Annotated in this window: 20 protein-coding genes and 1 tRNA gene; 5 read left to right on the top strand and 16 right to left on the bottom strand. The window is 41.0% G+C overall.

The window, feature by feature from the left end; all coding sequences use genetic code 11:
- The first annotated feature begins 13 nt into the window (after window positions 1–13).
- Both DK924_RS00165 and DK924_RS00160 read left to right on the top strand, forming a co-directional pair.
- Window positions 14–1,576, top strand: coding sequence for a S41 family peptidase (locus tag DK924_RS00165; RefSeq protein ID WP_109874044.1), 1,563 nt, complete (start codon window positions 14–16; stop codon window positions 1,574–1,576).
- A 3-nt stretch (window positions 1,577–1,579) separates the two neighbouring features.
- Window positions 1,580–1,966: a hypothetical protein gene (locus tag DK924_RS00160; protein ID WP_055012390.1), complete on the top strand. Its 387-nt coding sequence runs from the start codon at window positions 1,580–1,582 to the stop codon at window positions 1,964–1,966.
- A 99-nt stretch (window positions 1,967–2,065) separates the two neighbouring features.
- On the opposite strand, the gene DK924_RS00155 is transcribed toward DK924_RS00160, so the two are convergent.
- The 4 genes from DK924_RS00155 to DK924_RS00140 all read right to left on the bottom strand — a co-directional run bounded on the left by DK924_RS00155 (window position 2,066) and on the right by DK924_RS00140 (window position 5,208).
- The gene (locus tag DK924_RS00155) at window positions 2,066–3,241 is read right to left on the bottom strand and encodes a mandelate racemase/muconate lactonizing enzyme family protein (RefSeq protein WP_109874043.1); all 1,176 of its coding nucleotides are present in this window, start codon (window positions 3,239–3,241) and stop codon (window positions 2,066–2,068) included.
- A 27-nt stretch (window positions 3,242–3,268) separates the two neighbouring features.
- Window positions 3,269–4,036, bottom strand: a complete 768-nt coding sequence (locus DK924_RS00150) for a class II aldolase/adducin family protein (protein WP_036980336.1) — start codon at window positions 4,034–4,036, stop codon at window positions 3,269–3,271.
- 134 nt (window positions 4,037–4,170) lie between these two features.
- Window positions 4,171–4,494, bottom strand: coding sequence for a c-type cytochrome (locus DK924_RS00145; protein WP_036980337.1), 324 nt, complete (start codon window positions 4,492–4,494; stop codon window positions 4,171–4,173).
- A gap of 174 nt (window positions 4,495–4,668) precedes the next feature.
- A complete protein-coding gene (locus tag DK924_RS00140; RefSeq protein ID WP_008113474.1) occupies window positions 4,669–5,208 on the bottom strand; it encodes a DUF2058 domain-containing protein in 540 nt (179 codons plus the stop codon).
- A 194-nt stretch (window positions 5,209–5,402) separates the two neighbouring features.
- On the opposite strand from DK924_RS00140, the gene DK924_RS00135 reads away from it, so the two are divergent.
- On the top strand, window positions 5,403–6,551 hold the full coding sequence (locus tag DK924_RS00135; RefSeq protein WP_055012389.1) for an MFS transporter: 1,149 nt from the start codon (window positions 5,403–5,405) through the stop codon (window positions 6,549–6,551).
- Here DK924_RS00135 and DK924_RS00130 read toward each other — a convergent pair.
- Complete coding sequence (locus DK924_RS00130) at window positions 6,518–7,018, bottom strand: prolyl-tRNA synthetase associated domain-containing protein (RefSeq protein ID WP_055012388.1); 501 nt, start codon at window positions 7,016–7,018, stop codon at window positions 6,518–6,520. The genes DK924_RS00135 and DK924_RS00130 overlap by 34 nt on opposite strands.
- A 1-nt stretch (window position 7,019) precedes the next feature.
- Entirely contained in the window at window positions 7,020–7,406 is a 387-nt protein-coding gene (locus DK924_RS00125; RefSeq protein WP_109874042.1) for a hypothetical protein, read from the bottom strand.
- A 165-nt stretch (window positions 7,407–7,571) separates the two neighbouring features.
- Here DK924_RS00125 and DK924_RS00120 point away from each other — a divergent pair.
- A tRNA-Ala gene (locus DK924_RS00120) sits at window positions 7,572–7,647 on the top strand.
- A 164-nt stretch (window positions 7,648–7,811) separates the two neighbouring features.
- Here the strand turns inward: DK924_RS00120 and DK924_RS00115 are convergent.
- Both DK924_RS00115 and proB read right to left on the bottom strand, forming a co-directional pair.
- Window positions 7,812–9,059: a glutamate-5-semialdehyde dehydrogenase gene (locus tag DK924_RS00115; protein WP_010391694.1), complete on the bottom strand. Its 1,248-nt coding sequence runs from the start codon at window positions 9,057–9,059 to the stop codon at window positions 7,812–7,814.
- A complete protein-coding gene (gene proB, locus DK924_RS00110; RefSeq protein ID WP_010391693.1) occupies window positions 9,056–10,162 on the bottom strand; it encodes a glutamate 5-kinase in 1,107 nt (368 codons plus the stop codon). The genes DK924_RS00115 and proB overlap by 4 nt, the downstream gene beginning before the upstream one ends.
- Before the next feature lie 864 nt (window positions 10,163–11,026).
- On the opposite strand from proB, the gene DK924_RS00105 reads away from it, so the two are divergent.
- Complete coding sequence (locus DK924_RS00105) at window positions 11,027–12,886, top strand: sodium:proton antiporter (RefSeq protein WP_010391691.1); 1,860 nt, start codon at window positions 11,027–11,029, stop codon at window positions 12,884–12,886.
- A 43-nt stretch (window positions 12,887–12,929) separates the two neighbouring features.
- Here DK924_RS00105 and DK924_RS00100 read toward each other — a convergent pair whose 3' ends face one another.
- The 8 genes from DK924_RS00100 to mutL all read right to left on the bottom strand — a co-directional run bounded on the left by DK924_RS00100 (window position 12,930) and on the right by mutL (window position 21,773).
- Entirely contained in the window at window positions 12,930–13,568 is a 639-nt protein-coding gene (locus tag DK924_RS00100) for a tetratricopeptide repeat protein (protein WP_109874041.1), read from the bottom strand.
- 123 nt (window positions 13,569–13,691) lie between these two features.
- A complete protein-coding gene (locus DK924_RS00095) occupies window positions 13,692–15,005 on the bottom strand; it encodes an adenylosuccinate synthase (protein WP_010391689.1) in 1,314 nt (437 codons plus the stop codon).
- 208 nt (window positions 15,006–15,213) lie between these two features.
- Complete coding sequence (hflC, locus tag DK924_RS00090; protein WP_010391687.1) at window positions 15,214–16,092, bottom strand: protease modulator HflC; 879 nt, start codon at window positions 16,090–16,092, stop codon at window positions 15,214–15,216.
- Window positions 16,093–16,097: 5 nt separating this feature from the next.
- Window positions 16,098–17,267, bottom strand: a complete 1,170-nt coding sequence (gene hflK, locus DK924_RS00085) for an FtsH protease activity modulator HflK (RefSeq protein ID WP_109874040.1) — start codon at window positions 17,265–17,267, stop codon at window positions 16,098–16,100.
- A gap of 106 nt (window positions 17,268–17,373) precedes the next feature.
- Window positions 17,374–18,657 (bottom strand): ribosome rescue GTPase HflX, encoded by a 1,284-nt coding sequence (gene hflX / locus DK924_RS00080; RefSeq protein ID WP_010391685.1) that lies wholly within the window; start codon window positions 18,655–18,657, stop codon window positions 17,374–17,376.
- 16 nt (window positions 18,658–18,673) lie between these two features.
- Window positions 18,674–18,937 (bottom strand): RNA chaperone Hfq, encoded by a 264-nt coding sequence (gene hfq, locus DK924_RS00075; RefSeq protein WP_008113494.1) that lies wholly within the window; start codon window positions 18,935–18,937, stop codon window positions 18,674–18,676.
- An 81-nt stretch (window positions 18,938–19,018) separates the two neighbouring features.
- Window positions 19,019–19,936 carry a tRNA (adenosine(37)-N6)-dimethylallyltransferase MiaA gene (miaA, locus tag DK924_RS00070; RefSeq protein ID WP_054202670.1) on the bottom strand — a complete coding sequence of 306 codons (918 nt, stop codon included), beginning with the start codon at window positions 19,934–19,936 and terminating at the stop codon, window positions 19,019–19,021.
- Between the two features lie 10 nt (window positions 19,937–19,946).
- The gene (gene mutL / locus DK924_RS00065; protein ID WP_109874039.1) at window positions 19,947–21,773 is read right to left on the bottom strand and encodes a DNA mismatch repair endonuclease MutL; all 1,827 of its coding nucleotides are present in this window, start codon (window positions 21,771–21,773) and stop codon (window positions 19,947–19,949) included.
- Window positions 21,774–21,790: the final 17 nt, after the last annotated feature.

The raw sequence follows: 21,790 nt of genomic DNA, 5'->3' as shown, positions 1-21,790 counted from the left end.
AACGAGCATGCGTATGGCCATTTTTAATTCATCTTCTCTTAAATACACATTACTCCCTTTTTCACTAGCCGCTTTATTAACAGGTTGTGGTGGTGGAGGTAGCGACAATGCGACCAACCCAACAACTGATAATAGCGGCTGGACCTCAGGTGTATTTGCCAGTTCAGGGCAATTTAAAGGTCAATGCCAAGCAATTAATGAAAAAAACTGGCTACGCTCTTGGAGTAACGAAACCTACCTATGGTATGACGAAATTATTGATACCAACCCTGCATTAACGTCAGGGGTTATTGATTACTTTAATACTTTAAAAACGGAGCAACTGACTGAGTCAGGTGCGAAAAAAGATAACTTTCACTTTAGTTTGCCGACCGATGAGTGGCAAAGACAAAATCAATCCGGCCTAAGCTTTGGTTATGGCTTTAATATAAAAATAATTGCCGGTAGCGCGCCACGCCAAGCAGTTGTTAGCTACACCGAACCAAATACCCCAGCTAGTAATCAAAATATTATTCGTGGTTTTGAGCTTTTAGAAGTTGATGGCGTTGATTTTATTAACACCACCTCATCGAGCGAGGTAGGTATTATTAATGCAGGTTTATTCCCCGAGCAAACCGGTAAAGTTACCGAATTTGTATTTAGGGATATCAGCACTAATGAAAACCGCATAGTGACGCTCACGTCTCAAAACATCGAATCGCAACCAGTAATGAATGTTCGTACCGATTTAGCCGCAGGTGATGTTGGTTATTTTCAATTTAATAGCCACAACGCCATAGCCGAAACCCAGCTTTACAACGCCTTTAACCAACTCGCTGCCAGTAGCATTAAAGATTTAGTCATTGATGTGCGCTATAACGGAGGTGGGTTATTACAAATGGCTAGCCAAGTAGGCTACATGGTGGGGGGCAGTAACACGCAAGGCAAAATATTTGAACGGACCATATTTAATGATAAATACCCCAATACCAACCCCGTCACAGGCCAAACACTGACGCCGATGCCTTTTACAAATCGTTTTGTCGGCTTTGAAAACAATCCTGCAATTGTAGCAGGTACGCCGTTACCCACTTTAAACTTAGAACGGGTATTTGTACTTACCACCAGCAGTACCTGCTCGGCTAGTGAGGCTATAATTAACGGGCTGCGCGGAGCAGATGTTGAAATTATTCAGATAGGCGCAGGCACCTGCGGTAAACCGTATGGCTTTTACCCTACCGACAACTGCGACACCACTTATTTTACTATTCAATTTACTGGCGAAAATAACAAAGGTTTTGGTGAATATTCAGATGGCTTTGCACCACAAAATACCATTGATGACGCACGCCAACCGGTTCGCATTGCTGGGTGTGCTGTTGCCGATGATTTTACTAAGCGTTTAGGTGATGCTAGTGAAAGCTTATTAAGTACAGCACTGAGCTATAGAGAAAACGGCAGTTGCCCTGCCCCAAGCTCAATAAATAGTGTTCTTGGTTTTGCGCCCACTATCGCCACCGATATGCCAGAAGTAAAAGATATGCGAGTTCAAACCATGCTAGAACAAAATATTATTCTTAGTGATAACATGAGATAAGCAATGAACATATTATTAGCAATAAGCATGATTGCAGCGACATTAGGGTTAACGGGTTGCTTAGCGCAAAGCTCAGAACCGACACCTAAGCTACAGCATGCGTTACTAATTGAGCCGAATAGCGCTAAAGTAGCTGATGCGATTACGCAACTGCTACATAGCTCACAGGTTCAATTAACCGACGACGTTTTTGTAACCTCAAGCACAGTTACACTTGAGCAACTTAATCACAAAGACCCTCAGGGAAATCCGATTATGGGCAAGCAGCTTAATATGCCGGATCAGTTTGAACTGATGATTAAGGGAGAGCGCTGTTTTGTTCGCCATCTTGATAGCAAAGCAACCATCGAACTAAAACAGGTACTTTGTAAAATAAATCCACAGCGATAAAAAAAGCCGGTCAGTGAATCACTTACCGGCTATTCTTAAATAGAGCTATTTAACCTGAACTCTGGATAATAAATCCATCTCAAGCAGAGTTCAGGTTATTTATTTTATTTCTACACGTTGTGAACGCATTACAATTTCATCGTTAAGCTCAATCCCAAGACCTGGTTCTTCTGATACTTCAAAAAAGCCATTTTTAGGTTGTGGATCTTGTAAGCACAGCTCTCTGTTCCACTTTTTAATCGCATAAGTATGATGTTCATGAATTAAAAAGTTAGGGATTGCTGTTTCTAAATGTAATGCTGCCGCGGTTGCAACCGGCCCACCACACACGTGTGCCTGAATACGCACGTCAAAAATATCTGCGTAATCACATACTTTTTTAGTTTCAGTAAGGCCACCACATAAACCAATATCTGGCTGTAGTACATCAATGCTTTGATCTTCTAAATATGGACGCACGCCCCAACGGTTATATAAGCGCTCGCCGCCTGCAATAGGCACAGCCACTTTATCAGCCACTTTGGCATGTAATGAGTGGTTTAAATAATTCACCGGCTCTTCAAAATACATACAATCAAATTCTTCTGCAATCTCACCAATTTGAATTGCTGATGTCGCACCAGGTAAACTGTGGCATTCAAAAATAATGTCGACTTCGTCACCTACTGCTTCACGAATAGCCTGCATACGAGCGCGGTATAGTTTCATTTCTGGGCGAGAAATAATATTTGTGCGATCGTAATAGGTGTTGCCGTCTTTATCGTATTGAATTGGGTCAACCTTTACCGCATCGTAACCTTCCGCTACTGCTTTTAGTGCCGCTTCGGCATATTCTTGTGGCTGTACCAGCGCTTTAAACTCACTGTCCCAGTCAAACTGTAACTGCGATGCATAAGTACGTAGTTTGTCGTTAACTTTACCACCAAGCAACTGATACACAGGTAAACCCAATGCTTTACCCTTTATATCCCAAAGCGCAGTATCAATCGCACTCATTGCAGCATAAACTACCGGCCCACCACCTAAACCCCAAAAGCTTTCACGCAACATACGTGACCATAGTTTTTCAGTTTGAAACGGGTCATGGCCAATTAAAAAGGCATCGGCCATTTCTTTGATCATCGCAGCGGCAGCGCTGTGACCTAAGTCATAAGCAAGACCGGCTTCACCTACACCGCTAATCCCTTCATCGGTATGAATGCGAACAAATACCGGCGTCCATGCAGGACGCTCAGGACAATGAATGTCAAAGACTTCAACGCGATTTACTTTCATAAAAAATTCCTTATTAACCTTTATCGGTTATTTTGCAAAACTTGGGTCAAGACGATACGCTTTTCGTAACATGGCAGGCCATGCTAGCTGCCCCCCAGTACTGCCGCTGTGAACAACGTTCGCTTGATTATAAATGTTATCAATAATAGCTTGTGGTACTGCAATCGCTTCTTGTGCACTTGATTGAATAGCTAACTGTATTTCACAGGCACGTTGAAGGTCATAAAAGCGCATAAACGCATCACCTACTGTTGGCCCTACCGTTAAGCCGCCATGATTCACCAATAGCATATGGTTGGTGCTACCTAAATCTGTTTGCAGGCGTTTACGCTCATCATCATTCACCGCTAGGCCTTCATAACCATGGTATGACAGAGAGGGTAATGAAAACATCGAATACTGACTTAACGGTAACAGCCCTTCTTTTTGTGTTGCAACTGCAATGGTTTCTTTAGTGTGTAGGTGTATTACGCAATGGGCATCCTCGCGTACTTCATGAATGGCACTGTGAATGGTGAACCCCGCAGGGTTAATATCAAATGGAGTGTCGTCAATAATGCGGCCATTTAAATCAACTTTAACTAAGTTAGATGCAGTGATCTCATCAAACGTTAAACCGAACGCGTTTACTAAATAATGATCCGTACCCGGTAGGCGAGCAGAAAGGTGCGTATAGATTAAATCCCCCCAACGAAAATGGTCAACTAATCGATAACATGCGGCTAAATCAACACGTAGTTGCCACTCTTGTTCTGATACTTTATTTTTTAAATCGAGCTGGGGTAAATCAAACATAACAAGCCTTTTAAAACACAGCATAACGCTAGCAATAGTAGATGTTTAGAAGTCTAAATGAGTATTCGCATGATGGCAATCACCAAATAAAAAAGCCACACAAAGGTGTGGCTCTTTTAAGGTTTCGTTAGCGATTATTGTACTTTTGATAGGTAATCGGCAATCGCTTCAAACTCTTCATCAGTCACAGTCGCAACCATTGCTTTCATTGCCATAGACATACCGTTGTTACGAGCGCCTGACTTAATGTCTTTCATTTGCGCTACTAAATACTCTTTGTTTTGACCATTTAGCTTAGGGTACATCGCCATGATAGGTGCTTTACCATCTGCACCATGACATGTTTGACAGTTTTTAGCGGTATAAAGTGCAGCGCCATCAGCAGCGGCGGCTGAAAATGAAAAACTTGCGGCTAAACCAATACCCGCGCCTAATAAAAGTGTTTTTATCTTGCTCATTGTATTTACTCTTCTTTTTTACGGTTAAAAAAAACGGTTGTGATAATTGTAGTCAATAAATCTTTAAAAAGCATACGTCCTTGATAAGGTTTGACGATCAATCAGAACAAATACGTGTATCCCTCATAAAACAAATATTACCTTGCCTTAGCTGAGCAGATACTTAATAACACCTTACCAAATAAGATCGTCTGGTACTTCAAAATCAGCGTACGGATCGTCTTCGTCCTTGGCTTTGTTCTCAGGTTCAACATGAAACACAATATACTTTTCATCAACCTCAGCCACTTTGCGTGCAGGCTCGTCTTCTAATACGTAAAACTGGCCTTCTAATACACAAATTGCTAAACGTCCGCCCGAGAGCGCCTTTTGCGTTTTCTCATTCACATCAAGGCCCTTTACTTTATTTTCATAAGTAAAGTTAAAGGTACGCTCACCACGAATTGACTCTTGATTGTGATGCTCTAAAATTTGCTTAACACGGGCTACCTGCTCACGTTGCTTTAATTCTTCTTGGCGCGTTTTGTTAAGCTCTTCGGCTTTTTGCTGCTGCTCAAGCTTGGTTTGCTGAATATGCTTTTGCAAATCATTTGGGTTGCTTGTCGCTCCCTTCTTTTGCTTTTTCTGTTGCTTGCGCTTTTCTGATTTAGCAACTTTGGCTTTATGTGATGTTGTTAAACCAGCTTGGAGCAATTGCTCTTGTAGTGACCCCATGGCGTGTTCCCACTAAAAACGAATATTAATGCTATTTTAATCACCAACGAGCGTAAATAACAGCGCTATTGGTATTAATCTAACAAACTACTGAAAACAAAGCATGATTTAGCGCAATAAAGGTTAATTTATGAAAACCCTAGCAGTTTTGTATATAATGCGACTCAACTAATAAGCAATGTTAACGGCAGTCAATGCGCTTATCTCACTTACTCCTTTGTTCTGTTTTTATTTTTTTTGTCTTATACGCACCACAGCCATTATTAAGTTTATTTGCCACCGAATTTAATGTAGCGCCTGCCATTGCAGGCAGCTTAATGACTGCCACTATGCTGCCTTTAGCCATTGCCCCTTTGGTGTATGGGTTGTTTCTAGCCAAGCGAAACCCATTATTAATTTTACGCATCGCAATGTTATTACTCGGTGTCGGCTGTTTATTATTTATTTATGCCCCTAGTTTTGAGCTACTGTTACTTGTTCGGTTTTTACAAGGGCTGACTTTACCTGCCGCTTTAACCGCAATGACCAGTTATATTGGTATGAGCTATCAAGCCGATACATTACAAAAAAATATGACTCTTTATATTGGTAGTACTATTGTCGGTGGTTATTTTGGCCGAGTATTGGCTGCGCTCTTTAGCGACTTGTGGTCATGGCAAAGTTTTTATTACTTAATTGCTGCCATGTTGATAATACTCTCGCTTAGCATCCCCCATAAACGCTTTGTCCTGAGTAGCTCTAGTGAGGTGTTATCACCTTTAGATTATATGAAACAACTTAAAGAAGGCTCGGTACTTAAACTTTATGGTGCCATATTTTGTATGTTTTTTTGCTTTGCCGCATTATTAAACTACTTGCCTTTTATTTTAAAAAATACCTTTTTAATTAATAACACCCGCGACATTGGCTTAGTTTATAGTGGTTATTTAATTGGCGCGTTAGCCTCTATTTTTACCCCGTGGTTATTAAAAAAAATGACCTCAGCTTGGCGCTTATTGGCATTGGTATTCCTGTTTTATAACCTCAGTATTGTGTTATTAATGAGTCATTCACTGATGTTGTTTTTAATTGCATTCACACTCTTTTGTGGCGCTATGTTTGTAATTCATTCAACAGCGGCACCATTGGTTAATAAAATTAGTCACGCTCCACCGAGTGTTACTAATGGTTGTTACGTGTCATTTTATTATAGCGGTGGCGCACTAGGATCGTTATTACCTGGGGTGGTTTATCAAGCACACGGGCAAACCGCATTTATGGCAACACTTCTTGCGGTTTGCTTATGTGGGCTGGGTCTTATTTTGTGGGCTCAGCGCGAGGGTAAAAACATCACCCGCGGCTGATGTTCAGTAAAATCAAAAAAACGCAATAAATCAGGCTTAGTTAATAACCATGTTTGGGTGTTTTCAAATGGATGGCAATGAAATAAATCGCCAAACCAAATATCCTGATCAAGCCAAAGCGTTACATCTCGTTGCTTATCGTTCATTAAGCTGAGCATTGACACACAACCTGGTGCAACTTTTAAGTACTTAGCCAAGCGCTCATTAGAGGCAAACCCTAAACGCGATAGCCCTTGCTGTTTAGACAACGATTTTAAATCGAGTTGTTTATCATGCGCGGTGATCACTAAAAAATGGCGCTTACCTTCGTTATCTCGCAAAAATAGATTTTTTAATCGTGTTCCAGGGCGATTCACCATCAGCTCGTCGGCATCTAAGCTGCCATGCAACGCTGGATGCTCAATCACGTCATAGTTAATATCAAGTTGGGCTAACACCGCCGCTAATTTTTGTTTATCCGCTAACATACTACAAACAACGCCCTCTTAATTGCACACTTAAATCTCGCCATAACACTTCGTTTATTTCATGCTTATCTGCACAATAGTTACGTTGTGCAAGCTCTTTATTAAGAAACTCTACCGCTTGATCTTCTAATTGTAACTTAAGCACGCTCGACTCTTCAAAATGCTCTTGTTCGGCAAAACGCTTAACATCGCTTCGGGTTAGCTTTTTATTAATATTAATTTGCTCGCGGCTCTTAGCCTTTACAGAGACCACATAGGCAAAAAGCTTATTACCTTGATCATCAAGGGTGTCATAAAATTGTTTATTATTAATTTCATAGGGAGGCTCATCTACCGAGTTGGCACAGCCAAAAAGAAAAATCATGAAAACTAAAGCGTATTTTTTCATTATGTATTGTCGTTTTAGTAAATATTGAGGCCGAGTTTAACAAAAATTAGTTAAAACGGAAAAATTTGTGAAAAAATACTTGACCGAAAACGTAAAAATATTTAAAGTTCACCCCGCTTAAGACTCAGCACTTAAGCATTTACAGCACATGTAAATTAGGAATGTGGGGCTATAGCTCAGCTGGGAGAGCGCCTGCCTTGCACGCAGGAGGTCAGCAGTTCGATCCTGCTTAGCTCCACCACTTTCCTACTCTTTCCTTCAAGTAATATCCTTATTTTTATATTCTAAATAAATTTCTCTGTATTTTTTAATCTCTATGTTTGCTTAGTTGTTTAATTTTGCTAAATCGAGATCAAAAATGCCGAGCAAAGCCCGGCATTTTTATAATTTATTGAGTTGGGTTAGTTATTCGCGAACTTGACCAACACCATTCACTAAATATTTTTCAGTGGTTAATGACTCAAGCCCCATAGGGCCATAAGCATGTAACTTAGTCGTTGCAATACCAATCTCTGCACCTAAGCCTAGTTGTGAGCCATCAGAAAAGCGTGATGACGCATTAACCATAACAACCGACGCATCAACACTACGTTGGAATAACTCTGCCGCCGCATCGTCCTTAGTACAGATAACTTCAGTATGATTTGAACCGAATTGAGCAATGTGCTCAACGGCTGCATCAAAACTTGGCACAATACGAATTGCTAACTCTAAGTCTAAGTACTCTTCACCAAATTCGTTATCAGCAAGTACAGTGGCATTATCAAAATATTCAGCCGCTTTGGCGTCAGCATTAATTTTTACACCTTCTTGACGAAGTACAACTGCACACAGATTTAAAAACTCATCAGCTACATCTTGGTGTACCACTAAACCCTCAAGTGCATTACATACACCAGTACGCTGAGTCTTACCATTAAGCAGTAAATTTAGTGCTACTTCTAAATCAGCATCTTTATCTACATATAAATGACAAACGCCTTTAAAATGTTGAATAACAGGGATTGTGCTGTTTTCAGTAACATAGTTAATTAGGCCTTCACCACCACGAGGGATGATTAAGTCAATGCTATCGCGTTGTTGCATCAATTCCATTAGTAAAGCACGGTCAGGATCAGGAATCACTGAAATTAGCGCAGTTGGTAGACCATGTTTTGTAAGCACGCTATGCATTACACTGGCAATGGCTTGTGAGCTTTTCAGCGCTTCTTTACCACCGCGTAAAATAACACCGTTACCTGACTTAAAGCACAATGCCCCTGCGTCAGCCGTTACATTAGGACGCGCTTCATAAATCATACATACTACGCCAAGTGGTACACGCATTTTACGAATTTTAATACCATTTGGGCGTTCAGTAATGTCACGTAACTGGCCAACAGGATCATCTAATGAAACAATCACTTCGATACCCTCAGCCATGGCTTCAATACGCTCATCATTCAATGTTAAACGGTCAATCATTGATGCTGCTAAATTATTGTCGCGTGCTGCGCTTAGGTCACTTTCATTTTCTTTGATTATAAATTCTTTTTGCTCTCTTAATGCCGCTGCCATATCGGTTAACACTTTGTTTTTAGTCTCGGTATCGAGTAAAGCAAGTGTATGTGCAGCCTTTGCTGCCTGGCGTGATATATCCGTAATTAAACTCATGACTTCTCCAATAATGCGATATCTTTTTCTGAAATAATTGGTCCAATTGAATCCTGCATTTTTTCGCTGAATTCACTCTGCTCGTTATCTGCAATAAAGTTTAACAAGCAGCTACTGTAATTTGCTGTGGCTTTAGCTAAACGCGTACCATCTTCACTGCGAACTAAGATAGTATCGCCCACAGCAAACTCGCCATGTACTTCTCTGATCTCATCGCCACGTAAGCAACCGTCTTCACCTTCTAATGAGTCATCAAATGACCCTTCAACAACGACTTCCCCCTGCTCATTAGCGGTATGTGTCATCCAGTGAATAGAATCTTGCATTGGTTTTTCATAAGGCAAGAATACGCTACCTGGGTTTTCACCGGCTAACAAGCGAGTAAAGGTTTCTTCTTTAAAGCCATTAATAATGTAAGTTGCAATACCATGTGAAGTGGCTTTCTCTGCCGCTTCAATCTTGGTTTTCATACCACCTGTACCTACCGCACTGGTAGCACATCCTGCCATAGCATAAATAGAATCATCAATTGATTTTATTTCAGGCAATAATACGGCATCGTCATGCAGATTTGGGTTTTTATCATACAAGCCATCTACATCAGAGAAAATCATTAATGCATCTGCATCAGCGGCTGCTGCAACCATGGCTGATAAATTATCGTTATCACCCACTTTTAAATCATCTGTTGTTACTGCATCATTTTCATTAATGATAGGTAGCACGCCGTGTTCTAGCAATGTAAATACGGTTTCACGGATACTCTGGTAACGCTCACGGTCACGTAAATCACCATGAGTTAATAATAGCTGTGCTGATGGAAAATCAAAGAAACGATCCCACATGGCCATCATTTCTGTTTGCCCTGCTGCAGCCATCGCTTTTTTCATTACCACTGAACGAGGTTGGTCTGATGGAAATAAATGTGAGCCAGCCGCTACAGAACCAGATGAAACTAAAATAACCTCAATTCCACGTGCGCGACAGCGGACAATAAACTGTGCGATGGTTAATAAATAACGTGAACGACAGCCATCTTGATCGGGTGCAATTAAGGCACTGCCCACTTTAAGTACGATACGTCGCCAATTTAACTTTTGCATAAGTGCTCAACTTTCCATTTAATTTGTATTCATCACATAGATGAATGAAACCAGGTCGCCATGTTTATAAACACAGCGTCGAATTTATTTATCATTGCCCACACTTTTTACACACACGTACACCGTCTCTAAAACTAGCGTTTTAAATTGAGATGCAAAAAATAAATAGTATTAACCCAATAAATAAATCGGATCGTACTAACTAAAAAAATATAAAGTGTTGTTTATGTATCGCTGTAAAAAGCTGTGTGCGGCCTTTTTATTAACAACATACATAGAGCCTCTTAAGTCTGGTACACCAACAGATAGGGTGATGACTTAAGGACCGAGATTTAATCGCCACGATGGGGATTAAATATTGAAAGGTAATAGTTCAACTCAAACTTTTATTTATCTGCATTGAGCAAATAAACACTTTGAGCAAAACCATACCAAAGAGTACGGTAAATGATATTGTGTGTTCAAATATAACAAAACAAAGCAAAAACAATCAGTAAGAGAGTTAAGATGTTTATATCTAACATAATCTAGTATTTAAACTACAAACTTGATTAGATAACTAATTATTCGAACACGAAGTATAATACGTTAAAGTAGCTGCTTAGATCAAGGCTAAAATTCAAGCTGAATAGGTCAACACTACTAAAGCTAGTGTTTTTTGTATTAAGTATCATGTGGTTAGACTACTATAAATATGAATTATATAGACTATAAATTTGATAACATTTTAGAAAATGACGTTAACACTAAATAAATAAGTATTATTTATTAGCTAAATTGAATTTACACGTGTATACCCACTGTATTACTGGTAGGTAACAGTTATACTTTTAAACATTATTAATATTAAGGAGTTTTTACTCTATGTCAGCAATTTATATAGCCGGTATTGCATTGTGTTCGGTGCTAGCCCAATGGGTCGCCTGGGCGTTCAGAGTACCCGCTATTCTGTTTTTGTTGCTTACTGGGCTTTTATTAGGGCCATTTAGTGGCGTATTAGACCCAGATGCCTTATTAGGCGATTTACTTTTTCCTGTGGTGTCTTTAAGCGTTGCTGTGATTTTATTTGAAGGGTCTTTAACACTGCATTTTCGGGAGCTTAAAGGGATCAGTAAAGTCGTAAGAAACCTCTGCTCTATTGGTATGCTTATGACCTGTGTCGTTATCAGCTTAAGTGCCTATTGGTTATTAGAGTTAAATTGGCGAGTCGCAGCAGTGCTTGGCGCGGTGCTTGTTGTAACCGGACCAACGGTTATTGCGCCACTGCTTAACTCAATGCGACCCACTCAAGATATTGACCGTATTTTACGCTGGGAAGGCATAGTCATAGACCCTATTGGCGCTTTATTTGCGGTATTAGTATTTGAAGCTGTGATGTTAGTTGGCCAAGGTGAAGTACTTAGTCACACTATAATTGCACTAGTTAAAACCGTTGGGGTTGGTTTAAGTATTGGTGTGGTTTCGGGTTGGATCACAACGCAACTGATGCGCCGCGAATGGTTGCCATTTGAGCTACATAAATTTGGCATTTTAGCGTTAGTGTTAATTAGCTTTTCGATTTCAAACCATTTAAGTCATGAGTCAGGATTATTGGCCGTAACTGTATTTGGTATTTGGTTAGCTAATCAAGATGACCTAGAAATAGATTCGGTGCTTGAGTTTAAAGAAGATCTGTCGATGATTTTGATCTCAACCTTGTTTATTTTACTCGCTGCCAGATTACAACTATCTGACTTAATGATGCTAGATAGCGACGTGTTTATATTTTTAGCTATTGTGCTATTTATTGCGCGCCCGTTGTGTATTGCTATTTCAACCTTTGGCACCGATTTACCAATGAAGTCTCGCTTGGTGCTGGCTTGGATTGCGCCTCGCGGTATAGTTGCTGCAGCCGTAGGCTCTGTATTTGCGTTAAGTATGATAGAAGCCGGTGTAGCCGATGCTGAGAAAATGGTGCCATTGATATTCACGGTTATTATCGTCACTGTGGTACTGCAAAGCTTAACGGCTATCCCTGTTGCTAAGTTGCTAGGGGTGCGCCAGCCCTCCCCTAATACTATTTTAATTATTGGTGCCAACCATGTATCTCGTGCTATTGCTCGTGGTTTAAAGGAACAAAACATTCCCGTTCACTTATCAGATCCTGCTTGGGAAAACTGTAAAATGGCACGTATGGATGGTTTGCCTTGTTATTACGGTAATCCACAATCTGAGCATGCTGAACGCTATTTACCTTTAACCACTATTCGCAGTGTTTTAGCGCTTTCACCTAATCGTCATCATAACGCATTAGGGGTGCAGTATTTTTCTCATTTATTGAATGAAAAAAATGTATTTTCACTACGCTCATCTTCATCACATGCTAAAGCAAATAAAGACAGCGCGACGTTCTTATCACGACAAATTCTGTTTGGTGAAAACGGAGCATATGCACGCTTAAGCAGCGTTATTGCCAAAGGCGGTAAAGTGAGTGCAACACGAATATCTGAAGAATTTAGCTGGCAGCAGTATTTAGAAATGAACCCTGAAGCAATTCCACTGTTTATTCTCAAAGGGGATAAAGACAGTGATGAAGACGCTCCAGTGAAAATGAGGCCTTTTACTAGTGATATGGAAAAGCCACCACAAGAGGGTGAACGAGTAGTTGCATTGCAACCGCCTAAAATATCGCTATTAAAAGATCCTGCCAATAACAAAGTCAAAGACAATAAAAAAGACGAGTAATAACTAAAAAAAGCGAGAGTGCGGCAAAAGCACTCTCGCTTTTTTACATAGGTAAGCGCGCGCGGGTAACGACACTGGCTGGCATTTTTTCAGCAAGTTTAGTTAATGCTCTCTCTATTTTTTTATGTGTCGCTTTATCAGCTACCGTGGTGTTAAACAGCCAACGATAAGCATCTTCGAAATCTCTTGGACTACCATAACCTTGATTAAACAAACCAACTAATCGTAATTGCGCTTTTAAGTTGCCTTGCGCTGACGCCTCACGTAAGTAGGTTATTGCCATGGTTTTGTCTTTTTGGACCAACCGGCCAACGTCGTAGTAGCGACCTAGTTGCTCTAATGCAGCCGCTAAGCCCTGCTCAGCCGCTTTTTTCATGTAATACACACCTAAAGCAACATCGCGCTCAACACACACTTTATAAGCGAGCATATCACCGTATAGGAATTGATATGATGGCAATGCCATTTTATTGGCTCGCGCTTCTATATCTTGCACTAACTGGCAATTATCTGCCTTTACGCGCGCTAGATGAGTGTTCTCATTAATTAAAGCTATTAACTCAGATTCAGTATACAGCGGCACAGCTGCAGGGCTTTCTTCAGCTAAGCTATTGTTTATATTAAACAAAGAAAGTGTAAGTAGTGATAATGACCACACTGAGCAACGAGAAGATAAACGCATATTAACCACTTTAAAAATAAACTTACCAAATAATATACAAAGATCGTTCCACTATTAATAGCGTCACTTTTCTGCAGACATAAAAAAAGCTGCACATGGCAGCTTTTTTCAACATAAACCCAATTATGCAAATGGGCTACGAAGTATCATCGTTTCAACACGATCAGGACCTGTAGAGATAATATCAACAGGTACGCCAGTGATTTCTTCAATACGTTTGATGTAATCAATTGCCGCTTTAGGTAAGCCTTCAAGCGATGTTACACCCACTGTATTTTCAGACCAGCCAGGCATTTCTTCGTATACTGGCGTTACTTTATCGTAACCTTCAGCTGCTAATGGCGTCACGTTAGTCACAGTGCCATCTTCAAGCTTATAACCAGTACATATTTTAAGTGTTTCTAAACCATCTAAAACGTCAAGTTTAGTTAAACAAAATCCTGAAATGCTGTTGATTTGGACTGCACGGCGCATAGCCACTGCATCTAACCAACCTGTACGACGTAAACGACCTGTAGTAGCACCAAACTCATGGCCTTTGTCACCTAAATGCTTACCGACTGGGTCTTGCTTATCAAGACCGTCGTAAAGCTCTGTAGGGAAAGGACCTGAACCTACACGTGTTGTGTACGCTTTAATGATACCTAGCACATAATCAAGGTGTAATGGGCCAAAACCCGCACCTGTAGCAACGCCACCAGCAGTGGTGTTTGAAGATGTTACATAAGGGTAAGTACCATGATCGATATCAAGTAGTGTACCTTGAGCACCTTCAAATAAGATGTTGTCACCGGCGTTACGCGTTTGATCTAAAAGCTCAGTTACATCAACTACCATTGCTTTTAAAATATCAGCAACAGCCATTGCATCATCAAACGTTTTTTGGAAGTCAACAGCGTCTACTTTGTAGTAGTTAACTAATGTGAAGTTGTGGTATTCCAATACTTCTTTTAACTTAGTAGCAAATAATTCAGGATTGAATAAATCACCAACACGTAAACCACGACGTGCTACTTTATCTTCGTACGCTGGACCGATACCACGACCCGTTGTACCGATTGGTTTATCGCCACGCGCAGTTTCGCGAGCTACATCTAATGCAACATGGAAAGGCAATATTAGCGGACATGCTTCACTGATTAAAAGACGTTCACGTACAGGTACGCCACGCTCTTCAAGCATGCCAATTTCTTTCATTAGCGCTTCTGGTGATAAAACAACACCATTACCAATCACACATTTAACATTGTCACGTAATACACCCGATGGAATAAGGTGTAGAACTGTCTTTTCACCGTCGATCACTAAAGTATGGCCTGCGTTATGACCACCTTGATAACGAACTACTAAAGATGCTTTATCTGTAAGGAGGTCAACTACCTTACCCTTACCTTCGTCACCCCATTGGGTGCCTAGTACAACAACGTTTTTACCCATTGCAAATTCACTTAGAGAAAATTAGGACGAGATTTTACCAGAAAACTAAAGCAATGTTCACCCCGTTTAGCTTATTTTTTCCTCGTGCGGGTAGTAAACATCAGTGTTTCGTTAATAATCACATAAATAACAGTCATTTATAAACTTAAAATTCAGATAACAAAAAGCCCTGCAATTGCAGGGCTTTCAAGTTTAACTAAAGCTATGATTACTGAGCTTTCGCGCCTTTCATGTATTGGAAGAAGTCGCTATCCGGTGATAACACCATCACGTCTTGCTTGCCTTTGAAAGTTTGTTTGTAAGCTTCTAAAGAGCGGACAAAGCTAAAGAACTCAGGGTCTTTATTGTAAGCACTAGCGTAAATCGCAGCAGCGTCAGCATCACCTTGGCCACGAACAGAACGAGCATTACGTTCGGCGTCGGCAAGCATTACTGTTACGCGACGGTCAACGCCTGCACGAATTGTTTCTGCTTTTTCCTGACCTTCAGAGCGGTGCTCTTTAGCAACTGCAGTACGCTCAGCGCGCATACGTTGGTAAATAGAGCTACTCACCTCTTGTGGTAAGTTAATTTGCTTAACACGCACATCAAGTACTTCAATACCCAGCTCACTAGCACTTTCAGATGCTTGTACTAACGCTTCTTCCATCAGCTCGCTACGCTCACCAGATACAATTTCACGAATAGTACGCGTACCAAAGTTAGTACGTAGGCCATTATTTACTTTTTGCTTAAGCAGTGTTTCAGCGTATTGCTTGTCACCACGTGCACGCAGGTAAAAAGAACTAAAATCGTTTACGCGCCATTTTACAAACGAATCAACGATTAAGTCTTTTTTCTCGCTAGTTACAAAGCGATCTGGTGTGCCATCTAGTGTTTGAATACGTGCATCAATACGACGTACTTGGCTAAAAAATGGGACTTTTAAGTGTAAACCCGGGCCATAAACTACAGCTTCATCATCGCTGTCTTTTTGCACTTTACTAAATAAAAGTACAATCGCCTTTTGCCCTTCAGAGACCACGAACACCGACGAGAAAGACATCACAATGGCGGCTAATAGGATTACTAAACTAAAGTTTTTCATTGCTCTTATCTCCCGTCGTTAAAGCGATCATTGTTAAAGCGATCGTTACCACTATTAACAGTGCTGTTGCGTGACGTATTTACCTTGTTACGTAAATCGTTGATATCGCTTGAGCTAGGTAAAGCAATACGTGTTGATGAACCCTGTTTTTCCATGATTTTATCAAGTGGTAAGTACATCATGTTGTTGCCGCCTTTAACATCAACCAACACTTTAGAGCTATTACCTAGCACTTCTTGCATCGTGTCTATGTATAAACGCTCACGTGTTACTTCTTTAGCTGCTTGGTATTCTGGAAGTAATTTCTCAAAACGAGCCACTTCACCTTGCGCTTCTAAAGTAATACGTTCTTGGTAACCTTCAGCTTCTTGCGTCATACGAGTCACTTGACCACGCGCACGCGGTTCAATTTCACGGGCATACGCTTCTGCTTCACGAATAAAGCGTTGCTCATCCTCTTGGGCCGCAATTGCATCATCAAACGCATCTTTAACTTCCATTGGTGGACGAGAGTCCTTGAAGTTAACGTCAGTTACTATTAAACCTAAGTTATAAGGTTCGATGATTTGATTTAGCTCATCCCAAGTATTTTGACGTACAACTTCACGACCGTTTGTCAGTACTTGGTCCATTTTTGAATGACCAACAACATAACGCAGCGCACTATCTAATGCTTCTTCAAGGCTGCTGTCAGCGTTAGTGACACTAAACTTGTATAAGTAAGGGTCGATTACTCGATACTGTACTTCAAATTCAACGCTTACTACGTTTTCATCTTCGGTTAGCATAAAGCCTGATGCTGATAACGAGCGAACAGCTTCGATATCGACTGGAATAACCGTTTCAACAAAGGTCATTTTCCAACGCAAGCCAGGATCTGCAATTCGGTCAAACTTACCAAATTGAAGAACGACGCCGCGCTCAGCTTCTTTCACCGTATAAATACCGCTTAACGCCCATACAATTGCAGCGATAATAAGTACAAATGAAATACCGGCTCCGCCAAGTCCACCGCTGCTACCATTGCCGGATTTTTTACCGCCAAATAAGCCGTTAAACTTGTTACTGAATTTGCGGAACACCTCGTCTAAATCAGGTGGGCCTTGATCACGTCCGCCTTTGTTATTCCACGGATCTTTGTCATTGCCATTATTACCCGGTTCATTCCAGGCCATAGCTATACTCCATTGTTATCTAAATAAATTCGGAAATTGTGTTAAATCTAACAAATCTTCTGCGTTTCTTATACTAAAACCGACATTAATCTTGCAGTTTTTAATCTCAGCTAATAAAACTTTCAATTTCAGGACCAAAATCTTTAATTAAACGGTTCCACTCAATCATAGGCAATCGTACATCAAGCAACCAATTACCTTGTTCATCAAACCGCTCATTGTGTACTGCACTTAAATTAAATAGTGATGCTCTTAAACGCCCATATTGTGGTGCGAGTAATAACGTTTCATTAAGCATTTGCTTAGCGAGTAAATCGCTAATAGCTTCACTAAGTAATTCACAGCCTTCGCCAGTTTTTGCAGATAGCCATACCCTTATAGGTTGGCCCTCGTCATCACGATCAATACGTGGCGTTACCTCATCCAGCGCATCAATTTTGTTATAAACTAATAACTGCGGTACCTCGTCGGCTTCAATTTCTTTGAGGACTTCTTGTACCTGTTCAATATTTTCTTTTCGGCGAGGATCAGCTACATCTATCACATGCAGTTGTAAATCGGCTTCACGCGTCTCGGTCAGAGTTGCTTTAAATGCAGCTACCAAATCATGCGGTAAGTGTCGAATAAACCCTACAGTATCGGCTAAAATAACAGAACCAACATCACCAATATCGAGTTTACGCAGTGTTGGATCTAGTGTGGCGAATAGCTGATCGGCTGCATATACATCTGAATCGGTAATATAATTAAACAGTGTTGATTTTCCGGCATTAGTGTAACCCACCAGCGACACTGTTGGAATTTCATTGCGCGTACGAGCACGTCGACCTTGCTCACGCTGTACAGCGACTTTAGCAAGTCGAGCACGAATATTTTTAATACGTGCGCGCAATAAACGTCGATCGGTTTCTAGCTGCGTTTCACCCGGACCACGTAAGCCTATCCCCCCTTTTTGGCGCTCAAGGTGGGTCCAACCACGAATTAAACGTGTAGACATGTGACGAAGCTGCGCCAACTCAACCTGAAGTTTACCTTCATGAGTACGGGCACGCTGAGCAAAAATATCAAGAATAAGTGTTGTTCTATCAAGTACCCGACATTGGCAAACACGCTCTAAATTGCGTTCTTGAGACGGACTCAACTGATGGTTAAAAATGACAACATCGGCATTGTGGATTTTGACAATTTCAGCTATTTCTTCCGCTTTGCCGGTACCGACAAATAGCTTGGGATGTGGTGCTTGACGGCTGCCTTGCACAACCGCCAAACTACTAACACCAGCAGAAGATACCAACATTTCTAATTCATGAAGATCTTCGCGATCCCCATCTTTAGGTAGGTCGATATGGACTAAAATTGCCTGTTCGCCAGATTCATAGCGGTCAAACAAGCATTACGCTCCTAATTTAAAAGTTTCCTGGTTCAGTTTCTTCAGTGTCTTCATTTCCCTGTACACCTTGGAAGTTGACTGCGCGTGCAGGTACAACTGTTGAAATTGCATGTTTATACACCATTTGATTAACAGTGTTTTCCAGTAAAATTACAAATTGGTCAAATGACTGAATTTTACCTTGTAATTTTATGCCATTTACCAAAAAAATTGATACTGGAATGCGCTCGCGGCGTAATGCATTTAAAAATGGGTCTTGTAACGATTGGCCTTTTGCCATGTTATTATTCCTTCGTTCTAGGTGTTATTATAATTAAGTGGCTGAACTAATTTAATAAAGCTAAATTTTGTCCAGCTACTACTAGCTTAGCGAACTTACTACACGATGCAAGTTTTCTTCATCACCGGTTGTTAACCACGTAACGTCAGGCCAACTTCTTAACCACGTTAATTGACGCTTAGCCAATTGACGAGTGGCAGCAATACCGCGAAAAACCATTTCATCATGGTCTATTTCACCCGCAAGGTAATCCCACATCTGTCTATAACCTACACAACGAATAGAAGGCATATTGGGATGTAAATCCTCACGTAGATATAGGGTCGAAACTTCTTTTTCAAACCCCTGTTCAATCATTATTTTAAACCTTTCTGCAATTCGCTGATGTAACTCTTTACGATCATCTGGAGCAATAGCAAATTGATGAAAAGTATAAGGTAAAGGTGGCTGTTTTTGCTTTTGCAATTCAGTCATTGTTTTACCTGTTATACGGTAAACCTCTAAAGCGCGATTAATTCGTTGTGAATCATTTTCACTCATCTTTTTCGCAGCTTGTGGATCTACTTTTAATAGCTCTTGATATAAATGTGGCCAACCGTACTGTTTCGCCTGTACTTCAAGCTCAGCTCTTATCTGCTCATCAGCCTCTGGTAGAGGGGATAATCCATCAATAAGGGCTTTAAAGTACATCATTGTACCTCCAACCAGTACAGGCACTTTACCTTGTTGATGAAATTTATCAATTTTTTCTATCGCATCGCGTCTAAAATCAGCTACTGAATAGGTTTCGCTTGGGTCGAGTAAGTCAATTAGGTGATGGGGTGCACGTGCTAGTTCGTCGGCATCCGGTTTAGCGGTACCAATATCCATACCTTTATAAACCAGTGCAGAATCAACGCTGATAATTTCAGTATTTAAATGCTCACACAGTGAAATTGCCAATGCTGTTTTACCAGCAGCGGTGGGGCCCATTAAAAATATGACCGGTAAATTACTCAACACGAATACCCTAATTAAATTGCGCTAGATAAGACTTTAGATCTATTTTAACTGCTTTTTCACGTAAACGTTCAATTGTTTGCGCATTATTTTGTAAGCGAGTTTGCTGTACTGCAAAGGCTTTACTGGCATAGAACCGTGTAGGTATTACATTTACCTGCCACGCGAGCCACTGATCAATACTTTCTAACTGAGCTTTACACCCATCAAGTAAGGCATCGACTGCGGCACTCACGTCAAGTAAGTACAAGCAAACAGGCAACTTCTTAACCATAACAAATTGTTTTTCAATTAAAAGTTCAAAGCCAAGCAAAGTAAACCATGATTGTTGCGTAGCCAGCAGTTCGATATCTTGTTTTGACACATTGACCCGTACGGGTAATAACAATGCTTTGCCCTCAAGGCTGCCTTGCTCTTTAATTTGTGCAAGCCAATCATCCGCTAGCGCATATTTAAAGTGTGCACAATAAAGTTGGTTTTCATCATTAAACACACAAGCGCCCTGTTCAATGGTTATTATATCGACAGTACGAAGCGCTGTATCTGATACTTGAGTCTCATCTGATTGCACAAATGGTGCTGGATTATCAAAGTGATGTGCTTGCTGCTCACTCACACCTTGATAAAACGCATTTACGTCATGGTAATTTCGACTTTCAGCACGTTGTTGATTACCTGCACCTTGAGTTGCACCACTATAAGTTGTGCTATGCGCTGAAGATGACCGACTAGGCTGTAATGACGACTTAGGGTAATCAAACGGTTCACTACTGGTAGTAGTGTGTGCATTAAATGCAGCCACAGGTGGGCTATTATCATTAGCTTCACTGGAGCTTGAAAACTCAGCTTGCAGGGGCACAACAACTTGTTTTATCGCTTGCAAAATAAAGTCATGTACTAAGCGCCCTTGATGAAAGCGCACCTCATGTTTAGCAGGATGTACGTTCACATCTACTTGACGTGGATCTATATCAATATAAATCACAAACCCGGGTAACTCTTGCTCACCGCTGACTTCTTCAAATGCTTGGCGAATAGCGTGCAAAATAAGTTTATCGCGCATCATCCGATTATTTACATAGGTGTACTGTGTAGTATTAGCCGAGCCAACCGGCAGCACCCAGCCATGTAGTTGCAGCCCTGCTTCACCTGATTGAATATGCAGTCCCTGCTCAGCAAACGCTTTACCCGCCACTTGGGCAACTCGTGTAATCGCTTGAGCGGGTTCGGTTTTAGCGCGATACTGACGCACCACTTTTTCGTTATGGGTTAACGTAATTGATACGTCAAAGCGACTCAGTGCAATCCGCTTTATAAGCTCATCGATATGGCTAAACTCAGTTTTTTCGGTACGCAAAAACTTGCGCCGTGCTGGGGTATTAAAAAATAAATCTTTTACTTCAATTGTGGTACCGCTGGGATGTGCCACAGGCTTTACCTCTACGGCCATATCTCTGCCTTGCGCAAAGGCTTGCCAAGCGGCCTCTTGCTGTTCGGGCTTAGAACTTAAGGTTAAGCGAGATACCGAGCTAATAGACGCGAGAGCTTCGCCTCTAAAGCCTAAAGAGCAAATATTTTCTAAGTCATCGAGCGACTTTAGTTTACTGGTAGCATGGCGAGAAAGCGCTAATGTGAGCTCCTCTTTTGCAATGCCTGAACCATTATCACGAATTCGAATCAGCTTATGACCACCGCGTTCAATATCTATTTGAATACGTGTCGCACCTGCATCTAGGCTATTTTCTACTAACTCTTTAACCACCGACGCGGGACGCTCAACAACTTCACCCGCCGCAATTTGGTTTGCCAAGCGCGCAGGTAATATTTCAATACTCATAAAAACCTTAAATGTTG

This window comes from Pseudoalteromonas sp. meg-B1, from assembly GCF_003173795.1.
Lineage (GTDB): Bacteria > Pseudomonadota > Gammaproteobacteria > Enterobacterales > Alteromonadaceae > Pseudoalteromonas > Pseudoalteromonas undina.
The sequence above is the reverse complement of the archived record's forward strand: the minus strand, read 5'-3'. Positions and strand labels throughout refer to the sequence as shown.